General features: G+C 71.8%; 20 protein-coding genes. 8 read left to right on the top strand and 12 right to left on the bottom strand.

Going from position 1 to position 19,173, the window contains the following annotated elements; translation table 11 throughout:
• Window positions 1–66 precede the first annotated feature (66 nt).
• The gene (locus ACZ7EG_RS17390; RefSeq protein ID WP_471078857.1) at window positions 67–234 is read left to right on the top strand and encodes a hypothetical protein; all 168 of its coding nucleotides are present in this window, start codon (window positions 67–69) and stop codon (window positions 232–234) included.
• Window positions 235–261: 27 nt separating this feature from the next.
• On the opposite strand, the gene ACZ7EG_RS17385 is transcribed toward ACZ7EG_RS17390, so the two are convergent.
• A complete protein-coding gene (locus ACZ7EG_RS17385) occupies window positions 262–663 on the bottom strand; it encodes a metal-sensitive transcriptional regulator (protein WP_471078728.1) in 402 nt (133 codons plus the stop codon).
• A 204-nt stretch (window positions 664–867) separates the two neighbouring features.
• Between ACZ7EG_RS17385 and ACZ7EG_RS17380 the strand changes: the two genes are divergently transcribed.
• A complete protein-coding gene (locus tag ACZ7EG_RS17380; RefSeq protein WP_362235767.1) occupies window positions 868–1,488 on the top strand; it encodes a DUF47 domain-containing protein in 621 nt (206 codons plus the stop codon).
• Window positions 1,489–1,495: 7 nt separating this feature from the next.
• Window positions 1,496–2,494 (top strand): inorganic phosphate transporter, encoded by a 999-nt coding sequence (locus tag ACZ7EG_RS17375; protein WP_471078724.1) that lies wholly within the window; start codon window positions 1,496–1,498, stop codon window positions 2,492–2,494.
• Between the two features lie 120 nt (window positions 2,495–2,614).
• Here the strand turns inward: ACZ7EG_RS17375 and pstB are convergent, their stop codons facing one another.
• From pstB to ACZ7EG_RS17320, 11 genes are all read right to left on the bottom strand, one after another.
• The gene (gene pstB / locus ACZ7EG_RS17370) at window positions 2,615–3,391 is read right to left on the bottom strand and encodes a phosphate ABC transporter ATP-binding protein PstB (RefSeq protein WP_175433388.1); all 777 of its coding nucleotides are present in this window, start codon (window positions 3,389–3,391) and stop codon (window positions 2,615–2,617) included.
• Between the two features lie 69 nt (window positions 3,392–3,460).
• The gene (gene pstA / locus ACZ7EG_RS17365; protein ID WP_471078720.1) at window positions 3,461–4,516 is read right to left on the bottom strand and encodes a phosphate ABC transporter permease PstA; all 1,056 of its coding nucleotides are present in this window, start codon (window positions 4,514–4,516) and stop codon (window positions 3,461–3,463) included.
• Window positions 4,513–5,514: a phosphate ABC transporter permease subunit PstC gene (gene pstC, locus ACZ7EG_RS17360; protein ID WP_471078717.1), complete on the bottom strand. Its 1,002-nt coding sequence runs from the start codon at window positions 5,512–5,514 to the stop codon at window positions 4,513–4,515. Before pstC ends, pstA begins: the two co-directional genes overlap by 4 nt.
• Window positions 5,515–5,617: 103 nt before the next feature.
• On the bottom strand, window positions 5,618–6,742 hold the full coding sequence (gene pstS / locus ACZ7EG_RS17355; protein ID WP_471078714.1) for a phosphate ABC transporter substrate-binding protein PstS: 1,125 nt from the start codon (window positions 6,740–6,742) through the stop codon (window positions 5,618–5,620).
• A 245-nt stretch (window positions 6,743–6,987) separates the two neighbouring features.
• Complete coding sequence (locus tag ACZ7EG_RS17350) at window positions 6,988–7,422, bottom strand: NUDIX hydrolase (RefSeq protein ID WP_471078711.1); 435 nt, start codon at window positions 7,420–7,422, stop codon at window positions 6,988–6,990.
• A gap of 32 nt (window positions 7,423–7,454) precedes the next feature.
• A complete protein-coding gene (locus ACZ7EG_RS17345) occupies window positions 7,455–8,582 on the bottom strand; it encodes a CHAD domain-containing protein (protein ID WP_471078708.1) in 1,128 nt (375 codons plus the stop codon).
• On the bottom strand, window positions 8,563–10,794 hold the full coding sequence (locus ACZ7EG_RS17340; protein ID WP_471078705.1) for an RNA degradosome polyphosphate kinase: 2,232 nt from the start codon (window positions 10,792–10,794) through the stop codon (window positions 8,563–8,565). The genes ACZ7EG_RS17345 and ACZ7EG_RS17340 overlap by 20 nt, the downstream gene beginning before the upstream one ends.
• Before the next feature lie 666 nt (window positions 10,795–11,460).
• Window positions 11,461–12,387 carry a hypothetical protein gene (locus ACZ7EG_RS17335; RefSeq protein WP_471078702.1) on the bottom strand — a complete coding sequence of 309 codons (927 nt, stop codon included), beginning with the start codon at window positions 12,385–12,387 and terminating at the stop codon, window positions 11,461–11,463.
• A complete protein-coding gene (locus ACZ7EG_RS17330) occupies window positions 12,384–13,391 on the bottom strand; it encodes an ABC transporter permease (protein ID WP_471078699.1) in 1,008 nt (335 codons plus the stop codon). Before ACZ7EG_RS17330 ends, ACZ7EG_RS17335 begins: the two co-directional genes overlap by 4 nt.
• Entirely contained in the window at window positions 13,388–14,272 is an 885-nt protein-coding gene (locus ACZ7EG_RS17325; protein ID WP_471078696.1) for an ATP-binding cassette domain-containing protein, read from the bottom strand. The genes ACZ7EG_RS17330 and ACZ7EG_RS17325 overlap by 4 nt, the downstream gene beginning before the upstream one ends.
• Window positions 14,269–14,661, bottom strand: coding sequence for a GntR family transcriptional regulator (locus ACZ7EG_RS17320; protein ID WP_471078693.1), 393 nt, complete (start codon window positions 14,659–14,661; stop codon window positions 14,269–14,271). The genes ACZ7EG_RS17325 and ACZ7EG_RS17320 overlap by 4 nt, the downstream gene beginning before the upstream one ends.
• A gap of 110 nt (window positions 14,662–14,771) precedes the next feature.
• Between ACZ7EG_RS17320 and ACZ7EG_RS17315 the strand changes: the two genes are divergently transcribed.
• Genes ACZ7EG_RS17315 through ACZ7EG_RS17295 form a run of 5 tightly spaced genes read left to right on the top strand, consistent with a single transcriptional unit; the run spans window position 14,772 to window position 19,141 of the window.
• Window positions 14,772–15,323, top strand: a complete 552-nt coding sequence (locus ACZ7EG_RS17315; RefSeq protein ID WP_471078690.1) for an RNA polymerase sigma factor — start codon at window positions 14,772–14,774, stop codon at window positions 15,321–15,323.
• Complete coding sequence (locus tag ACZ7EG_RS17310) at window positions 15,320–16,156, top strand: cupin domain-containing protein (RefSeq protein WP_471078687.1); 837 nt, start codon at window positions 15,320–15,322, stop codon at window positions 16,154–16,156. The genes ACZ7EG_RS17315 and ACZ7EG_RS17310 overlap by 4 nt, the downstream gene beginning before the upstream one ends.
• Window positions 16,153–17,013, top strand: coding sequence for an ABC transporter ATP-binding protein (locus ACZ7EG_RS17305; RefSeq protein WP_471078684.1), 861 nt, complete (start codon window positions 16,153–16,155; stop codon window positions 17,011–17,013). Before ACZ7EG_RS17310 ends, ACZ7EG_RS17305 begins: the two co-directional genes overlap by 4 nt.
• A complete protein-coding gene (locus tag ACZ7EG_RS17300) occupies window positions 17,010–18,524 on the top strand; it encodes an ABC transporter permease (RefSeq protein ID WP_471078681.1) in 1,515 nt (504 codons plus the stop codon). Before ACZ7EG_RS17305 ends, ACZ7EG_RS17300 begins: the two co-directional genes overlap by 4 nt.
• The gene (locus ACZ7EG_RS17295) at window positions 18,515–19,141 is read left to right on the top strand and encodes an ABC transporter (protein ID WP_471078678.1); all 627 of its coding nucleotides are present in this window, start codon (window positions 18,515–18,517) and stop codon (window positions 19,139–19,141) included. The genes ACZ7EG_RS17300 and ACZ7EG_RS17295 overlap by 10 nt, the downstream gene beginning before the upstream one ends.
• The last annotated feature ends 32 nt before the right edge of the window (window positions 19,142–19,173 follow it).

Genomic DNA, 19,173 nt, shown 5'->3' with positions numbered 1-19,173 from the left:
CATGCGCGGCGTGTAGGCCGCTCCCTACTCTAGGAAGTCGGCAACGGCAGAGACGAGGTGATGCACGTGGCTCCGGTCGGCGGTACGGCAGTTCAGGACCACGTGGCCCTCGCCGAGATCGAGCTGTGCGGAGAGCTGATCATCGCGGCCTCGGCCGCCCGCGAGCGGCTGAGCATGGAGAGCATCGACGAGGTGCTGAAAGTGGCCGAGGAGCGGGACTCCTCCCGAGGCTGAACAGGCAGAGGCTGAACAGGGCCCGGCTCACGTCCGCAGCATGCGGGCGATCGCCTGGGTCGCCTCCTTCACCTTGGCGTCGATCTCGTCACCGCCCTTGAGGGCCCCCTGAGCGGAGCTCTCAACGGCCGCCGTCGCGACGCAGTGCCGCAGGTGTTCCTCCAGCAGCTGCAGGGCGAAGGACTGCAGGGCCTTGGTGGAGGCGGAGACCTGCGTGAGTATGTCGATGCAGTAGACGTCCTCGTCGACCATGCGCTGCAGGCCGCGGATCTGGCCCTCGATGCGGCGCAGGCGTTTGAGGTGCTCGTCCTTCTGTTTGTGGTACCCGTGCACCCCGTGGTCGTGATCGGTCGTCGCGTCCGCACCGGCGGTCTCGGCGCTGCCGGTGGTGACATGTGCGACATCTGTTGTGTCGGTCACGTCCGTCATCGCTTCCTCCTGGTGGGCAGTGGGCCGACATATACCCCTGGTGGGTATATGGTACCGAACTTTGCGGGGTATACGGCCCTGACAACCGCCCCCGTGCTCATCACTGTGCCCGATGGGCGACACTGGTGGGCGGCCCGATAGCCGTGGCCGGATGTTGCACCTAGCATCAGCCTGACCGAAACCGAAGCACCCCGAGGACCCCACGTGCGCTTTCGTCTGACCCCCAGGGAGACGAGCTTCTACGACATGTTCGCCGCCTCCGCGGACAACATCGTCACGGGCTCGAAGCTCCTGATGGAACTGCTCGGGGCGGACTCATCCGCCCGGGCCGAGATCGCAGAGCGTATGCGGGCAGCGGAACACGCCGGTGACGATGCCACGCACGCGATCTTCCACCAGCTGAACTCCTCGTTCATCACGCCGTTCGACCGCGAGGACATCTACTCCCTCGCGTCGTCCCTCGACGACATCATGGACTTCATGGAGGAGGCCGTCGACCTGGTCGTCCTCTACAACGTCGAGGAACTGCCCAAGGGCGTCGACCAGCAGATCGAGGTGCTGGCGCGTGCTGCCGAGCTGACGGCCGAGGCGATGCCGCACCTGCGGACGATGGAGAACCTCACCGAGTACTGGATCGAGGTCAACCGGCTGGAGAACCAGGCCGACCAGATCCACCGCAAGCTGCTGGCACACCTCTTCAACGGCAAGTACGACGCCATGGATGTGCTCAAGCTGAAGCAGATCGTGGACGTGCTCGAGGAAGCCGCGGACGCGTTCGAGCACGTGGCGAACACGGTGGAGACCATCGCCGTCAAGGAGTCCTGAGCCCTTCATGGACACCTTTGCTCTGGTCGTGACCATCGCGGTCGCGCTGTTCTTCACGTACACCAACGGCTTTCACGATTCCGCGAACGCGATCGCCACGTCCGTCTCGACGCGAGCGCTGACGCCGAAGGCCGCGCTGGCCATGGCGGCGGTGATGAACCTCGCCGGTGCCTTCATGGGGTCCGGGGTCGCCAAGACCGTCAGCGAGGGCCTGATCCAGACACCGACCGGGTCGAAGGGGATGGGGATCCTCTTCGCCGCGCTGGTGGGGGCGATCGTCTGGAATCTGATCACCTGGTACTTCGGGCTGCCCTCCTCGTCCTCGCACGCGCTGTTCGGCGGCATGGTCGGTGCGGCGCTGGCCGGCGGGACGACCGTCTACTGGAGCGGGGTGCTGGAGAAGGTCGTCATCCCCATGTTCATCTCCCCGGTGGTCGGTATGCTGGCCGGCTATCTGGTGATGACCGCGATCCTGTGGATCTTCCGGAAGGCCAACCCGCACAAGGCCAAGCGCGGCTTCCGGATAGCGCAGACCGTCTCGGCGGCCGGCATGGCGCTGGGGCACGGTCTGCAGGATGCGCAGAAGACCATGGGCATCGTCGTGATGGCGCTCGTCATCGCCGATGTCGAGGACTACGGCGATCCGATCCCGGTGTGGGTCAAGATCGCCTGCGCGGTGATGCTGTCGCTGGGCACCTACGCCGGCGGCTGGCGGATCATGCGCACGCTGGGCCGGAAGATCATCGAGCTGGACCCGCCGCAGGGCTTCGCGGCGGAGACCACCGGAGCCTCGATCATGTTCACCACGGCGTTCCTGTTCAAGGCGCCGATCTCCACGACGCACGTCATCACCTCGGCGATCATGGGTGTGGGCGCCACCAAGCGCGTCAACGCCGTGCGCTGGGGCGTGGCCAAGAACATCATCCTGGGATGGTTCATCACGATGCCGGCCGCGGCGCTCGTGGCCGCGGCGTCCTTCGGGATCGTGAATCTGGCGTTCCTGTAGCGCACCGGACACAGACGACAGGGCCCGCCCCCGGGAGCCGGGGGCGGGCCCTTTTTCGGCCTCGCGGTGGCACCGCCATGCAGCACCGCGAGGAGACTCGGCGGACCGGGTTAGGCCGGATCAGCCGAAGCGGCCGGAGATGTAGTCCTCCGTGGCCTGGATCGACGGGTTGGAGAAGATGCGCTCCGTGTCGTCGATCTCGATGAGCTTGCCGGGCTGGCCGACCGCCGCGAGGTTGAAGAACGCCGTGCGGTCGGAGACGCGGGCCGCCTGCTGCATGTTGTGCGTCACGATGACGATCGTGAAGCGCTCCTTGAGCTCGCCGATCAGGTCCTCGATCGCGAGCGTGGAGATCGGGTCGAGCGCCGAGCAGGGCTCGTCCATGAGCAGGACGTTCGGCTCGACCGCGATCGCGCGCGCGATGCACAGACGCTGCTGCTGGCCGCCGGAGAGGCCCGAGCCGGGCTTGTTCAGGCGGTCCTTGACCTCGTTCCAGAGGTTCGCGCCCTTGAGGGAGCGCTCGACGATGTCCGAGAGCTCGCTCTTCTTGTAGTTGCCGTTCAGCCGCAGCCCCGCCGCCACGTTGTCGAAGATCGACATCGTGGGGAACGGGTTCGGGCGCTGGAACACCATGCCGACCTCACGGCGGACCGACACCGGGTCGATGCCCGTGCCGTAGAGGTCCTCGTCGTCGAGGAGCACCTTGCCCTCGACCCGGCCGCCCGAGGTCACCTCGTGCATCCGGTTCAGGGTGCGCAGGAACGTCGACTTGCCGCAGCCGGAGGGGCCGATGAACGCCGTCACCGAGCGGGGCTCGACGGTCATCGAGATGTCCTCGATCGCCTTGTGGGAGCCGTAGTAGGCGGTCAGTCCGCTTACGTCGATTCGCTTGGCCATTACTACTTCACTTCCAAAGTCTGGGGGTCGCTGTGTGGCCCCGCGCGGCGGTAGCCGCAAATTGACGCTTTAGCGACCGGTCTTCGGGGCCTTCCAGCGGGCGATGCCGCGGGCCACCAGGTTGAGGATCATCACGAAGGCGATCAGCGTCAGGGACGCCGCCCACGCACGGTCGTACGCTGTGGCCTCGCCCGATCCGTACTGCTGGTAGATGTACAGCGGGAGCGACGCCTGCGCGCCCTCGAAGGGGTTGGCGTTGATGAACTTGCTGCCGAACACCAGCAGCAGCACGGGCGCGGTCTCACCGGCGATACGGGCGATGGACAGCATGATGCCGGTGGTGATGCCGCCGAGCGAGGTCGGCAGGACCACCTTCAGGATGGTGCGCCACTTGGGCACGCCGAGCGCCAGGGAGGCTTCGCGCAGCTCGTTCGGGACGAGCTTGAGCATCTCCTCCGTGGAGCGGACGACGACCGGCATCATCAGGATCGCGAGGGCGAGCGAGCCGGCGAAGCCGAACGGCTCCATCTCGAACATCAGCATGAGGCTGAGGATGAACAGGCCGGCGACGATCGACGGGATGCCGGTCATGACGTCGACGAAGAAGGTGACGGCCCGGGCGAGGTTGCCGCGCCCGTACTCCACCAGGTAGATCGCGGTGAGCACGCCGACCGGCGCGGCGATCAGCGTGGCGAGGCCGACCTGCTCCAGCGTGCCGAGGATGGCGTGGTAGATGCCACCGCCCGCCTCCGAGTCGGCGACCACGCCCATCGAGTGGGTCAGGAAGTAGACGTCGAGGACCTTCACGCCGCGTTGGACGGTCGACCACACCAGGGAGGCCAGCGGCACCACGGCGAGCAGGAACGCGACCCACACCAGCGAGGTGACCACGCGGTCCTTGGCCTGGCGGCGGTTCTCGACCCGGGCCGCGATGACGTACGTGCCGAGGACGTGCAGGATCGCGGCGATCAGGGCCCACTGGATGTCGCTGTGCAGGCCGGCCGCGGCGCTGATGCCGAGGCCGAGGGCGACGGATCCGGCGGCGATGGCCCACGGGGCCCACTTGGGCAGATGGCCGCCGCGCAGGGTGCTGGGGCGCTTCGGGGTGGTGGTTGCGGTGCTCATGCGTTGGCCCCCGAGTACTCCTTGCGGCGGGCGATGATCGCGCGGGCCGCTCCGTTGACCAGCAGGGTGATGACGAACAGGACCAGACCGGAGGCGATCAGCGCGTCACGGCCGAACTCGGTGGCCTCGCTGAACTTGCTGGCGATGTTCTGGGCGAAGGTGCCGCCGCCCGGGTCGAGCAGGCTGGTGTGGATCAGGAAGTCGGGGGAGAGCACGGTGGCGACGGCCATCGTCTCGCCGAGGGCGCGGCCGAGGCCGAGCATCGAGGCGGAGATGACGCCGGAGCGGCCGAAGGGGATGACCGCCATGCGGATCACCTCCCAGCGGGTGGCGCCGAGCGCCAGGGCCGCCTCCTCGTGCATCTGCGGCACCTGGCGGAAGACCTCGCGGCTCACGTTGGTGATGATCGGCAGGATCATGATCGCGAGCAGGATGCCCACGGTGAGCATGGAGCGGGCGGCGCCGCCCTGCCAGGAGAAGATGCCGGTCCAGCCGAGGTAGTCGTTCAGCCAGCCGAAGAGGCCGTTCATGTGCGGTACGAGGACCAGGGCGCCCCACAGGCCGTAGACGATGGACGGCACGGCGGCGAGCAGGTCGATCACATAGGCGATCGGGCCGCGCAGCCGGCGGGGGGCGTAGTGGGTGAGGAACAGCGCGATGGCGACCGAGACCGGGACCGCGATGACCATGGCGATGATCGAGGAGATGATCGTGCCGTAGGCCAGGACCGCGATGCCGAAGACCGGCGGATTGACACCGGTGTTCCATTCGAACGTGGTGAGGAAGTTGCCCTCGTCCTTGCTGATGGCGAGGACCGCGCGGTAGGTGAGGAAGCCCGCGATCGCGGCCATGATCACCAGGAGCAGGATGCCCGAACCACGGGAGAAACCGAGGAAGATCCGGTCTCCGGGCCGGGTGGCGCCACGGGCCGCGCGCTTCTGCTCGGCCGTGGGTGGCTGCGTGGGGGGAGGTGCGTCGGCTATCTGTGTAGTGTCCATCGGATTCTCCGGTCTGCGGAACCGCACGTGCTGTGCGGCTCCTGGCGGCGGTGCACCGGACGGTGCGGTCCGGTCTCCCCGGGGAGACCGGACCGCACTCGGGTCAGCTCAGGCTCTCGACGGTCGTGCGGACCTTGGCGATGATGTCGTCGGGCATGGGCGCGTAGTCGTTCTCGGCGAGGATCTTCTGGCCGTCCTCCGAGGCCGCGTAGCGCAGGAACGCCTTGACTGCGGGCAGGGTGTCGGCCTTGTTGCCCTTGTCGCAGACGATCTCGTACGTCACCAGGACCATCGGGTAGGCGCCGTCGGCCTTGGTCCCGTAGTTCAGCTCCAGCGCGAGGTCCTTGCCGGTGCCGACGACCTTGGCCTCCGCGATCGCCTTGGTGGCGTTGTCGACGGTCGCCTCGACCGGCTCGGCTGCGCCGGTGTCGATGGCGACGGTCTTGATGCCGTCCTTGGCGTACGACAGCTCGAAGTAGCCGATCGCGCCCGCGGTCTGCTTGACCTGCGCGGCGACGCCGGAGGACTGCGGAGCGGACTGGCCGCCCTTGGCCTGCCAGGCCTTGCCGCCCTCGTACGGGAAGTCCTTCTTGGCGGTGGCGATCAGGTACTTGGTGAAGTTGTCCGTGGTGCCGGACTCGTCCGAGCGGTGGAACGCCTGGATCTTGAGGTTGGGCAGCTTCGCGTCGGGGTTCAGCTTCGCGATCGCCGGGTCGTTCCAGTTTGTGATCTTGCTGTCGAAGATCTTGGCGATCGTCGCGGAGTCCAGGACGAGCTTGTCGACCCCCGGCACGTTGTAGCCGACGGCGATCGGGCCGCCGACCATCGGCAGGTCGATGCCCTGGCCGCCGGAGCAGATCTTCTTGGAGGCCGCGACCTCTTCGGGCTTCAGGGCCGAGTCGGAGCCGGCCCAGGGGACCTGGCCCTGCGTGAACGCGGTGACACCGGCGCCGGAGCCGCCGGCCTTGTAGTTGATCTCCACCTTGCAGGCCGCGGAGAACTGCTTGACCCAGGCGTCGACCGCGTTCTTCTGGGCGGAGGAGCCGTCGGCGAGCACCTGGCCCGAAGCGTCGTCACACTTGACGTTGCTCGGCGCGGCGGCGTTGGAGGAGCCGCCGCTGGAGCCGCCGCCGGTTTCGTCGGAGCCGCACGCCGTGAGGGCCAGGGCGCCGGAGACGGCGAGAGCACCGAGAGCGAGGGCCCGCCGGTTCATGCGCTGAAGCTTCACTTGAGTTCCTTCCAGGAGCCGCCGTCCTGATCGGCGGCGTGCGAAGACGAGGTGTCGCGGACGCGGTCGCATTCAGAGGCGCGGCGCGCGTCGGTAAGGCCGAAATTAGGCAGATCAGGTGAAGGCGCCGATGGCCGCACATGAACGAGGGGTGAACCCCTGCCTAAGGCCTGGTGAGGTAACGGAATGCTTACGGGGAGAGCACGTCGGCATTCCGCTTTTGCGGACGAAACGGTACCGTCCGGTCAGCCACCCGCCCGGGGCAGGTGCAGAACGGCGAGCAGCTCCTCGACCAGGGGCCGGTCGTAGGGCTGCGTGAGACGGTCGCGGGCGGTGGCGGGCGCCAGCCACAGAACCCGGTCCACCTCGTCCGTCGGCGAGAACGCGCAGCTCACCGCCTCGGCTGCCCAGTAGCGGACCTGCTTGGGGCGGCCGCCCGCCAGGTAGCGCAGGGTGGACAGCTCGGGACCCGGCACCGCCTGGCAGCCCGTCTCCTCCGCCACCTCGCGCAGTGCTCCGGCGAGTGCGTCCTCGCCGCGCTTCAGTTTCCCCTTCGGCCACGACCAGTCGTCGTATTTCGGCCGGTGGATGAGACAGAGCTCCGGCCCGCCGGTGGCCGGGGACCGGCGCCACAGGACGCAACCCGCCGCCTGGACGGTGGTGTCCTTGGGAGCGTTCACGGTGTTTCACCGCCTCCTGGTGCCGGGCCCGGTCATGACGCGCCCACGGTCTCCTTCTCCCAGGCCTGCTGGAACGCGAAGCGCGCCGCCTCCACCTCGTGCCGCTGGTCGGCGTGGAGCACGCCGAGGGCGTACGCCGTGGCCGGGGCGATACGCGGGGTACGGGCGGCCTGGGCCGCCGCTGCCGCCGCCTCCGAGGCGTCGCGGTGCCGGTTCAGGGCCTGGCCCGCGGAGAGCAGGCGCAGATCCACCACGGCGTTGCCCTTCGGGCCGCTGAGGGCCTCGCGGGCGTAGCGGTGCAGGCGCAGCAGCAGCCGGACCTGGTGCCACGGGGCGTCCTGCGGGTGCGGCACCGTGTCCGGGGACAGGCCGTGGACGAGGGCCGTGGCGTTGTACGGGTTGCCCGCGGTGAGCAGGGGGAGGGCGGCCACGGCGTCGGCGAGGCGGTCCTGGGCGGCACCGGCGAGGGGGCGCAGGTCGGTGGTGCCGGCGGTCTTGGTCAGGGGGACCTCGCTGGCCAGGACGGCGACCTTGTCCGCGACGGCGTGGAAGCGGCTGCTGCCCAGGGCCTGCAGGGCGGTGGAGTGGGCCCGGGTACGGGCGAGGGTGAGCTGGCGGTCGAGCAGGGCGCCCGCCTTGGCCGCCCCCACGGTCAGGTTGCCGCGTTCCGGTGCCGGGGCCGGGGAGGTGCGCAGCCCGGCCTCGCGGGGCGCCGCTCTCTGCGGGGCGGGTGCCGCCCCGGTGGCACGACCGCCCGCAGCGGTGGCGGCCGGCTGGGACGGGAGGGCTGTGGAGCCCGACAAGCGGTGCAGGGCCGCCAGCAGGCGTTCCAGACGGGCCGTGTAGGCGTGCTCCATCGCCAGCGTCCCCGACACCCAGGCCAGTTCGGGGCGCATCGTCTCGCACCAGTCGGCGTCGAGAAGGGACTGGAACGAGTGCAGGCTGGCGCTGATGCGGCGGGCCGAGCGGCGCAGGGCGCGGGCCGCCTCGGCCGACCCCTCCGAGCCGTTCGGCCCCGACCCCGTCTCCCGGTGCAGGCGCAGCGCTCGGAGGAACTCCGTGGCCTGGGCCCGCAGATAGCCCGCGAGGGCGTCTCCGGTGGGGGTGGGCCCGTCGTGCCCGGACCGGGGGTCCGTAGGGTCAAGGTGTTGCTGTGCCACGCCGGCGCCTCCGGGCGTCTATGAGCATCTCCTGGACGTTGCGCAGGGGCTGTCCGTCCGCGTCGGTCGCATGCCGGGTCCAGTCGCCGTCCGGGCCGAGGTGCCAGGAGGCGGTGGAGTCGGACATGCCGGTCTCCAGCAGCCGGTTCAGGGCCGCCCGGTGGGCCGGGTCGGTGACCCGGACGAGGGCCTCTATCCGGCGGTCGAGGTTGCGGTGCATCATGTCGGCGCTGCCGAACCACACCTCGGGCTCGCCGCCGTTGCCGAAGGCGAACACCCGGGAGTGCTCCAGGAAACGGCCGAGGATCGAGCGGACCCGGATGTTCTCCGACAGGCCCGCCACGCCCGGGCGCACCGCGCAGATGCCGCGCACCCAGATGTCCACCGGCACGCCCGCCTGGGCCGCGCGGTAGCAGGCGTCGATGACGGCCTCGTCGACCATCGAGTTGACCTTGATGCGGACGTACGCGGGCCGCCCCGCGCGGTGGTGCTGGATCTCCTTGGTGATCCGTGAGACCAGGCCGTCGCGCAGCGACTTGGGCGCCACGAGCAGCCGGCGGTAGGTCTCCCGGCGCGAGTAGCCGGACAGGCGGTTGAAGAGGTCCGAGAGGTCGGCGCCGACCTGCGGGTCGGCCGTGAGCAGGCCGAGGTCCTCGTAGAGGCGGGCCGTCTTCGGGTGGTAGTTGCCGGTGCCGACGTGGCTGTAGCGGCGGAGCGTCTCGCCCTCCTGGCGGACCACCAGCGACAGCTTGCAGTGGGTCTTCAGGCCGACCAGGCCGTAGACCACGTGGCAGCCGGCCTCCTCCAGCTTGCGCGCCCACTTGATGTTGGCGTGCTCGTCGAAGCGGGCCTTGATCTCGACCAGGACCAGGACCTGCTTGCCGGACTCGGCGGCCTCGATGAGTGCGTCGACTATCGGGGAGTCGCCCGACGTCCGGTACAGGGTCTGCTTGATGGCGAGGACGTCCGGGTCTCCGGCGGCCTGCTCCAGGAAGGCCTGGACGGACGTGGAGAACGAGTCGTACGGGTGGTGCAGCAGGACGTCCCGCTCGCGCAGCGCGGCGAAGACGTCCGGCGCGGACGCCGACTCGACCTCGGCGAGGTCGCGGTGGGTGCCGGCGACGAACTTGCGGTACTTGAGCTCCGGACGGTCCAGGGAGGCGATGCGGAACAGGCCCGTCAGGTCCAGCGGGCCCGGCAGCGGATAGACCTCGGCCTCGCTGATCTTCAGTTCGCGCACGAGGAGGTCCAGGACCTCTCGGTCGATCGACTCCTCGACCTCCAGGCGCACCGGCGGCCCGAAGCGGCGCCGCATGAGCTCCTTCTCCAGCGCCTGCAGGAGGTTCTCGGCGTCGTCCTCCTCGACCTCCAGGTCCTCGTTGCGGGTGAGGCGGAAGGCGTGGTGCTCCAGGACCTCCATGCCCGGGAACAGCTCCTCCAGGTGGGCGGCGATGACGTCCTCGATGGGGACGTAGCGGCCCGGGGAGCTCTCCAGGAACCGCGACAGCAGCGGCGGCACCTTGACGCGGGCGAAGTGCTTGTGGCCGGTGACCGGGTTGCGTACGACGACGGCCAGGTTCAGCGAGAGGCCGGAGATGTACGGGAAGGGGTGCGCCGGGTCGACCGCCAGCGGGGTCAGCACGGGGAAGATCTGGTGCCGGAAGAGGGTGAACAGGCGGGCCTGCTCCTTCTCCTGCAGCTCGTTCCAGCGGACCAGGTGGATGCCCTCCTCCGCGAGTGCGGGGGCGACGTCCTCGTGGTAGCAGGCGGCGTGCCGGGCCATGAGTTCGCGCGAGCGGGCCCAGATCATCTCCAGCACCTCGCGCGGCTGGAGGCCGGACGCGGACCGCGTGGCCACGCCGGTGGCGATGCGGCGCTTCAGACCGGCCACCCGGACCATGAAGAACTCGTCCAGGTTGCTGGCGAAGATCGCGAGGAAGTTGGCCCGCTCCAGCAGGGGCGTGTTCGGGTCCTCGGCGAGTTCGAGCACCCGCTCGTTGAACGCGAGCCAACTGCGCTCCCGGTCGAGGAAACGACCCTGCGGCAGCTCGGGCCCGTCGTACGGCGACTCCTCGTACGCGTCGAGGTCGGCGTCGATGTCGGGTTCCAGATCGGAGACGACGGCCGCCACCGTGTGGGGGCGGTGCGCTGCTATGGAGCCCACGGAGGGCTGCGCGTGCTGGACCTGTGCCTGGGCGTTCGGCTGGCTCATGGACCCATTCTTCCGCGCCGCGAGCATCACGGGCGCGTCGGACAGCGCGGGCGGGAGCGGAGGTGTCACATGAGTGCTCCCATTTCCCTCGGGACCCTCACGGGGCGGGGGAGGCTCGGGCACGGCGGGATTCATTGGCCGAGCTTCGCAAGCTCGTCTGAATCGATGGTTACGGAGACATGACGTGCGGGACACCGGGGGGCGGCCCGCGGGCGTCCACAGGGCAGGGCGGGCGGCCGGGGCGGTTGCCCACAGGCTGTGGACGCTTCTTCGCGCCGCCGTGCGTCACGGGGTGTTCCGGTGTTGGTGTGGGGCGTGTGTCAGGGGGTGTTCCGGTGTTGGTGTGGGGCGTGTGTCAGGGGGTGTTCCGGTGTTGGTGTGGGGCGTGTGTCAGGGGGTGTCCCGGTGTTGGTGTGGGGCGTGTGTCAGGGGGTGTCCCGGTGTTGGTGTGGGGCGTGCGTCAGGGGGTGCCGCGGTGTCGGCGTGGGGCGGGCGCCACGGGGTGTTCCGGTGTTGGTGTGGGGCGTGCGTCAGGGGGTGCCGCGGTGTCGGTGTCGGGTGTGCGCCACGGAGTGTCCCGGTGTCGGTGTCGGGCGTGCGCCACGGGGTGTTCCCACAGGGCGGGCCGCGCGTCCATCCCCCCGTGGAAGGACGCGCGGCCCGGGTTCAGGGGAGGCGGCGGCCCAGGAGGAGGAAGGCGGCGGCCGTCGCTGTGCCGGCCACGGCCAGCAGGAGGCCGGTCTCCACGTACTGGAGCGGCCAGAAGTGGGACTGCGGGTGGAATGTGACGTGGCTGATCTGGACGCCGTCGGGGGTGGGGGCGTCCCAGGTGACCTGGAAGACCGAGCGAGGGAGCTCGATGCTGCCGGGCGCGATGCGGCCGACGGTCGGCCAGAGGTCCTCGCGGTGCCGTTCGAGGAGGCTGTGGAGGAGCAGCGAGGCGGCGAGGGCCACTCCCGTGGCGGGCAGGGCCCGCCGCCACACCAGTCCGGCGAGGGCGCCGAGGGCGAGTCCGGCCAGGGCGTAGGCCACGGCCACCGGGCCCGTCGACACGAACACGTCCGGGTTGTACCAGTCGCCGACCAGGTCGGGATCGCCGTCCCCGCGCGCCCAGACGTTCAGCAGCACGAGCGCGCCGGTGCCGGCGGTGAGCAGCGCGGCCGGGGCGGCCAGTTTCGCGGTCAGCCAGCGCAGGGGCGTGATCGACTGCGTCCAGGCCAGCTGGGCGGTGCCGCTCTCCAGTTCGCGGCCGACGAGGGCGCCGCCCGCCCAGGCGGCCACGGGGAACATCACCCAGGACAGGGCGGTGGCGAGCACGGCGATGCCGTTCGCGTACACCTCGTCGGCGGTGATCGCCTCGACCGCCGCGCAGGAGGGGAGCCGGTCCGTGGGGGGCGTGGCGCAGGCGCTCATGCCCGCCCGGGCCTCGGTCTCGAGGGTGTGCAGCCAGACCAGGGCGGCGGTCGCGGCGGCCAGGGCCAGCAGCGACAGGACGAGGGCCGTGCGGTGGGTCCGCAGCACCGCCCGCAGCAGGCCGTACCGGTGGAGGGCGGGGCGGGCGGCGGGGCTGGTCGTCTCGGCGAGGGCGGTCATGCGGCGGCTCCCGTGCGGCGGCGCAGCAGGGCGAAGGCGGTCGCGGCGGCCAGGGCGGCGACGGCGAGGAGGAGGCCGGTCTCCATGAGCTGGAGGGGCCAGAAGTGGGAGGCCGGGTGGTAGTCGGCGTAGTAATGAGTGATGCCGTTTCTGGCGTCACAGCCGGGCTCGCCCGAGCACGCCGGGATCGGGACGCGGGCGCCGGTGGCGGTCAGGGCACCGGTCTCGACGATCATGCTGTCGGAGCCGGCGGTGCCGTCGTCCAGGCCCCTCACGACCGTCTTCACCGGCCACAGGTGCGGGCGCAGCTCGTCGAGGACGTAGACGAGTGACACGACGGCCAGGATTGCGACGCCGAGGGCGGGCAGCGTCCGGCGCAGCAGCAGCCCCACCAGGACGCCGAGGGCCAGGGCGGCGAGGGCCTGGGCGGCGGCGATGGTGCCGTTGAGCTCGAAGATGCCGTCGTCGTACCACGCGTGCCAGCCCATGACGCTGAGCGGGGCACGGTCCGACGACCACAGCGCGCGGTGCAGCAGCGTCAGCGTGAGCGTGCCCGTCACGAGCAGCAGGGCCGGGACCGTGAGCTTGGCGGCAAGCCAGCGCAGAGGGCCCACCGACTGGGTCCAGGCGAGCTGTGCGGTGCCGTTCTCCAGCTCCCGGCCGATGAGGGCGCCGCCCGCCCAGGCCCCGGTGAGCAGCGGGAGGAGCCTGACGAGGCCGATGCCGACCGTCACGGCTGTCTGGTACCGGCTGTTCGCGGCGCCGGGGAGGTCGCAGCCCAGGTTCGGACGGGACAGGTCGCAGCCCATGGCCTGGTACTCGGCCCAGGCGGCGTCCGCGCCCGGGCCCATCGCCCACAGCAGCGCCCCGGCGGCCACCGCCACCAGTCCCAGCCAGAACAGCAGCGCCGTGCGGTGCAGCCGGAGCATGGCCAGGAGCAGGCCGCGCGACGGCGAGGTGTGCCGGGTGAGGGCGGGTGTGGTCAGGGTGTCGAGGGCGGTCATACGGCGGCCTCCCGCGCGTCGAGCAGGAGCGGCGGGGCGTCGGGGGAGCGCAGGTGGGCCAGGACGACTTCCTCCAGGGACGGGCGGTCACCCTGGAATCCGTCGCCGAGGGGGCCCGTGGGCCGGACCAGGGCGGTCAGCTGGCGGCCGGTGGTGCGGGACTCGACCACCGTGTGCGGGCCGAGGGACTCGCCCGCCCGGCCGGTGACCAGGGTGTGCGCGGCGAGCAGGTCGTCGAGCGGCCCGGCGAGCCGGACGCGGCCCGAGCCGAGCAGCAGCAGGTGGTCGCAGGAGCCCTCCAGCTCCGCGACGACGTGCGAGGACATGACGACCGTGGTGCCGTGGTCGGCGGCGTCGGCCATGAGCGTGGCCGTCAGCTGGTGCCGGGCGAGCGGGTCGAGGTCGGCCATCGGCTCGTCCAGCAGCAGCAGTTCGGGGCGTTTGCCGAGGGCGAGGGCGAGCGCGACGCGGGTGCGCTGGCCGCCGGAGAGCGCCCGGATCTTCGTGTCGGGGTCGAGGCCGCCCTCCGCGACGATCCGCTCGGCGACCCGGGCGTCCCAGCGGCGGGGGTTGAGGTCGCGGCCCAGCCGCAGGGTCCCGGCGATGGTGAGCTGGGGGTGCAGGGGCTTGTGCTGGGCGACGTAGGCGAGGCGCTCGCGGGCCGCGGCCGGGGTGGTGCCGAGCACGGTGACGGTGCCCTCGGTGGGGCGGAGCAGCCCGGCCGCCAGGGCGAGCAGGGTGGACTTGCCGGCGCCGTTCGGGCCGGTGAGGGCGCAGACGCGGCCCGCGGGGAGCCGGAAGGCGCAGCCGTCCAGGGCCGCAGCGCGGCGTCGCCCGAACCTCCTGCCCAGCCCCGCCGCCTCGATGGCGGTGTCGGTCATGCGTCCCCCTTGAAGTCTGCGAAATGCGCGTCGAGTACGGAAGTGAAGAGGGCGGCCACGTCCTCGCGCTCCAGGCCGGCCTCGCGGGCCCGGACCGCCCAGGTGTCCAGGTCGGCGCGCAGCGGGGAGTCGGCGGGGGCGGTGCTCAGGGCCTTGCGGACGAACGTGCCCAGTCCGCGGCGGGCCTCGACCAGGCCCTCGCGCTCCAGCTCCCGGTAGGCCTTGAGGACCGTGTTCGGGTTGATGGCGGTGGCCTCCACCACCTCACGGGCCGTCGGGAGCTTGTCGCCCGGCTCCAGCAGGCCCAGGCGCAGGGCCTGTTTGGTCTGCTGGACGATCTGGACGTAGGTGGCGACACCGCTGCGCCGGTCGATGCGGTACTCGACCACTGCTGCACCACCCTTTCACTAATTGAGTAGTGAAAGGGTGGTGCAAGGGGGCGGGGAAAGTCAAGCGTGCTTTCGTGAACCGTTCGGGCCGGGCCGTCCGATGAGGAGACGTGAGCGATACGAGAAGCGACGGGGAGCTGCTGCGGGCCATAGCCGCGGACGCCGACCGGCGTGCCTTCGAGGAGCTGTACCGGCGCCACGCGCCATGGCTCCGGGCCCGGTTGCGGGGGCGGTGCGCCGATCTCGGGGTCGTCGACGACGTGGTGCAGGAGACGTTCCTCGCGGTGTGGCGGGGCACGGCCCGCCACCGGCAGGAGGGCCACTCCCCGGACGCGGCCGGGTGGCTGTGGCGCATCGCCTCGCGGCGGCTGGTGGACGCGCTGCGGGGCGACGGGGCGCGGGGCCGGCTGCGGCAGGCCCTGGCGCGGCTGCGGCACCGGGACGAGGTGTCGGCGGAGGAACGCGTGCTCGCGGGGGTGGAGCACGGGGACCTCGCCGGGGCGCTGGTCCGGCTGTCGCCGGAGCTGCGGGCGGTGCTGCAGGCGACCGTCATCGACGGGCTGACCACCCGTGAGGCGGCCGTACTGCTCGGGATACCGCCCGGGACGGTCAAGACACGGGCGATGCGGGCCCGGAAGCAGTTGCGGGAGGCCCTGGCATGAGCTGGCACGTGTCCGAAGAGGAGCTGCGCGCCTATGCGCGAGGGGAGTTGCAGGCCCCCGCGCTCTGGTCCGCCGACGCGCATCTGACCTCCTGCGCCCGGTGCCGCGGGGTGCTGGCCGAGGCCAGTGATCCCGTCGCTCTCGACGCCGGCTGGGACCGGCTCGACGCCGAACTGGACGCGCCCCGGACGGGGTTGCTGGAGAGGCTGCTCGTGCGGGCCGGGGTGGCCGGGCACACCGCGCGGCTGCTGGCGGCGACGCCGGTGCTGCGGCGGTCCTGGCTGGGGGCGGTCGTCGCCGTGCTGCTGCTGAGCGTGGCGGCCGGGCATGCCGTGCGCGGCGGGGAGTTCCCCACGCTGTTCCTGGCCCTCGCGCCGCTGCTGCCGCTGGCCGGGGTGGCGTTGTCGTACGGGCCCGCGCTGGATCCGACGTACGAGATGGCCGTCGTCGCGCCGATGCACGGGTTCCGGCTGCTGATGATCCGGACGGTGGCCGTGCTGGCCGTCGTGCTCGCTCTGAACGGGCTGGCGACCCTCGCCCTGCCCGCCTACGGGCTGCGGGCGCTGGCCTGGCTGCTGCCCGGGCTGGCGCTGACGACGACCGGACTCGCGCTGATGCCCCGTCTCGGCCCGGTGCTCGCACCGTCGCTGGTGGGCGGGGCATGGGCCGGGCTGCTGCTGACGGCCGACGCGCTGCGGGCCGGGGCGGACGTACCGCTCGCGCCGTTCACCGTGGCCGGGCAGGGCGTGGCGGCGGTGGTCGCCGCGCTCGCCGCCGGGTCGCTCTTCCTGCTTCGTGACCGATTCGATCTCTTCCAGGGACGTGCCGCATGACCACGACCGTGTCCGCCTCCGGGCTGAGCCTCCGCTACGGCGGTACCCGGGCCCTCGACGACGTGTCGCTGCGGCTGTCCGCCGGCGTCACCGGGCTGCTCGGCCCCAACGGCGCCGGCAAGACCACCCTGCTGCGGGTGCTCGCCACCGCCCTGCCCGCCGACCGGGGGGCCTTCACCGTGCTCGGGCACGACCCGGGCACCGCCCGCGGCCGGCAGGAGGTGCGGCGCCGGCTGGGCTACCTGCCCCAGACCCCGGGCTTCCACCCGGACTTCACCGCCTTCGAGTTCGTCGACTACGTGGCGATCCTGAAGGAGATGACCGACCGGGCAGCCCGGCACCGGGAGGTGCGGCGGGTGCTCGACGGGGTCGGCCTGGCGGACGTGCGGGGCAAGCGGATCCGCAAGCTGTCCGGGGGCATGCGGCAGCGCGTCGCCCTGGGAGCCGCCCTGGTCGGCGATCCCGGGTTCCTGGTGCTCGACGAGCCGACCGTCGGGCTGGACCCCGAACAGCGCATGCGCTTCCGGGAGTTGATCGCGGAAGCCGGTGAGGGGCGGACGGTGCTGCTGTCCACCCACCAGACGGAGGACGTGGCGATGCTCTGCCACCGCGTGGTGGTCATGGCCAGGGGCCGGGTGCGGTTCGAGGGCACCCCGGCCGAGCTGACCGGGCGGGCCGCGGGGCGGGTGTGGAGCAGCACCGAGCGGGCCCCCGGGGCGAAGGCGGGATGGCGCACCGGGACCGGCACCTTCCGCAACGTCGGGGACCCGCCGCCCGGCGCCGAGCTGCTCGAACCCACCCTGGAGGACGGCTACCTGCTCACGCTCGACGACGCCGGAGCGGAGGTGGCGGCATGACCACGGTCGTGGAGAAACCGCTCGCACCCGGGATACGGAATGAGCCCGGCGGGCCCTTCAAGGCCGTGCTCGCCCTGGCCCTGTTCGAGTCCCGCCGGCTGCTGACCCGGATTCCGGTGCTGCTCGCCTTCGCCGTGTACCTCGGCTGGACCGTGTGGCGCGCCGGCAAGGCGTGGGGCGACTACCCGGCCCTCCAGGACGCCGACCGCGCCACCCAGAACGCCCCGATGCTGGTCGGCCTCGCGGTCCTGCTGTCCGTCAACCAGGCCGCACTGCGCTCCCGACGGCACGACACGGAGCGGCACTTCGCGGTGCTGGTGCTCCCGCACTGGTGCCGTACGGTCGCCCACGCCCTGTCGGTCGTGGCCGCGGCCCTGGTCACCGCCGTGTGCGTGGCCGGGCAGTTCGGCTGGGAGGCGCTGCGGCCCGGGGCGATCGGGCAGGGGTCGGTGGGCGAACTGCTCGTGGGTCCGCTGACCGTGCTGCTGTCGGGGCTGGCCGGGCTGCTCATGGCCGGGCTGGTGAGGTCGGTCATCGCGGCCCCGCTGCTGGTCGTGTTCGGGCTCTTCCTGTTCGCCTTCTTCTGGGGCACGAGCGACGACGCGAGCCGCTGGCTGCTGCCGGCCGTCGGGGAGGCCACGAGCAACACCCTGCCCTCCGACCTGATGGGCCGGCCCGCCGGCTGGCACGCCCTGTACCTCGCCGGACTGGCCCTGACCTTGGGCCTGGTGGCGGTCCTGGTCGCCGGTGGCCGCAAGCCGGCCGTCCTGGCCGCTGCCGCCGGGGCGCTCGCCATGACACTGGTCGGCGGGGTGGCCCAGTCGGGCGGCGACTCCCCCCAGCTGGTCAAGGCACGCGAACGCGCCACCGTGCACCCCGAGCAGGTGCAGTCCTGTGTCCGCCGGGACGGGTCCACGTACTGCGCGTTCCCCGAGTGGGGGCCATGGGTCGGGGACTGGGCCGCGGTGGTGGACCGGGTCCGCTCCCTGGCCGGGGGCGGCGCCCACGAGCAGGACGTCGTCGTGCGGCAGCGGGTCGAGGCGCGCTACGGCCTCTCCGGCGACGGCGCGCTCATGCCGCTGGAGCGTCCGCACGAGGTGACGGTGGGCACCCAGTGGGGCGGCAACCGTGTCCCCGAGTTCTCCGCCGCCGTGGCCGGTGTGCTGATCGCGGGCGACGAGAAGGCCGCGACCTCGATCTGCGACGCCCGCATCATCCCCCTCATGTGGCTGGCCGTGGGCTGGGAGTCCGACCCTCTCGACGCGCTGCGCCGCGTCCGGCTCGACGACAGCATCACCGGCTCCGCCATGGTGCTCCAGCCCACCAGCGGGCTGTCCATGACCGCGGCCCAGACCGAGGTACTGCGCGGCCTGCTCGACCTGCCCCGGGGCGAGGCCGGCGCACGGGTCAAGGACCGGTGGGGCGAACTGACCGCGCCGAAGGTCACCGCGGCCCGGGCCGCGGAGCTGCTGGACCTGCCCGCGCCCGACGGGGAGGACAAGTGCTCCTGACCCGGCAGCTGGTGCTCCCCGTCCACCGGACACTGCCCTGGGGGGCGGTCGGCGCGGCCGGGGCGGCGGGACTGCTGCTCACCGCGCTGACCCGGACCGGCGAGAGCGCGGAACGGCTCTCCCTGTACCTGCTGCGGGCGGCGATCCTCGCCTTCGCGGTGGGCCTGGCCTTCCTCCTGGACGACCCGGCCCGGCACACCACGGCCGCCGTGCCGACCCCGCGCCCGGTCCGGATCGCGTGGCGCGTCGCCCTGGCGGCCCCGGCCGCGGCGGCCTGCTGGACGGTGGCCCTGCTGCTCGTGCCGCCGGGCGTGCGGCCCCCGGTCGGCGACATCACGCTCGAAGCCGGGGCCGCCTGCGCCCTGGCGGTGACCGGGGCGGCGGCCGCCGTGCGCTTCAGCGAGATCGCCCGGCCCGGACTGCCGGTCGCGGTCGGCCTGCTGACCACAGCCGTCCTGGTGATGCTGTTCTGGCCCGGGCGCTGGGCGCTGTTCGTGCCCGTGGAGGACGAACGGTGGGCTGCGGCCCACGACCGGTGGGCCGTGGTGCTGGCGGGGGCCGTGATCCTGGGCGCGGTGTGCGCGGTGGAGCCCTTGCGGCGACGGGTGCGGTTCTAGCGGAAGCCGGTGCGCATCCAGTCGTCCGGTGC

It is taken from the genome of Streptomyces sp. NPDC037100, assembly GCF_055606225.1.
This window is presented reverse-complemented; position numbering and strand designations above follow the sequence as displayed.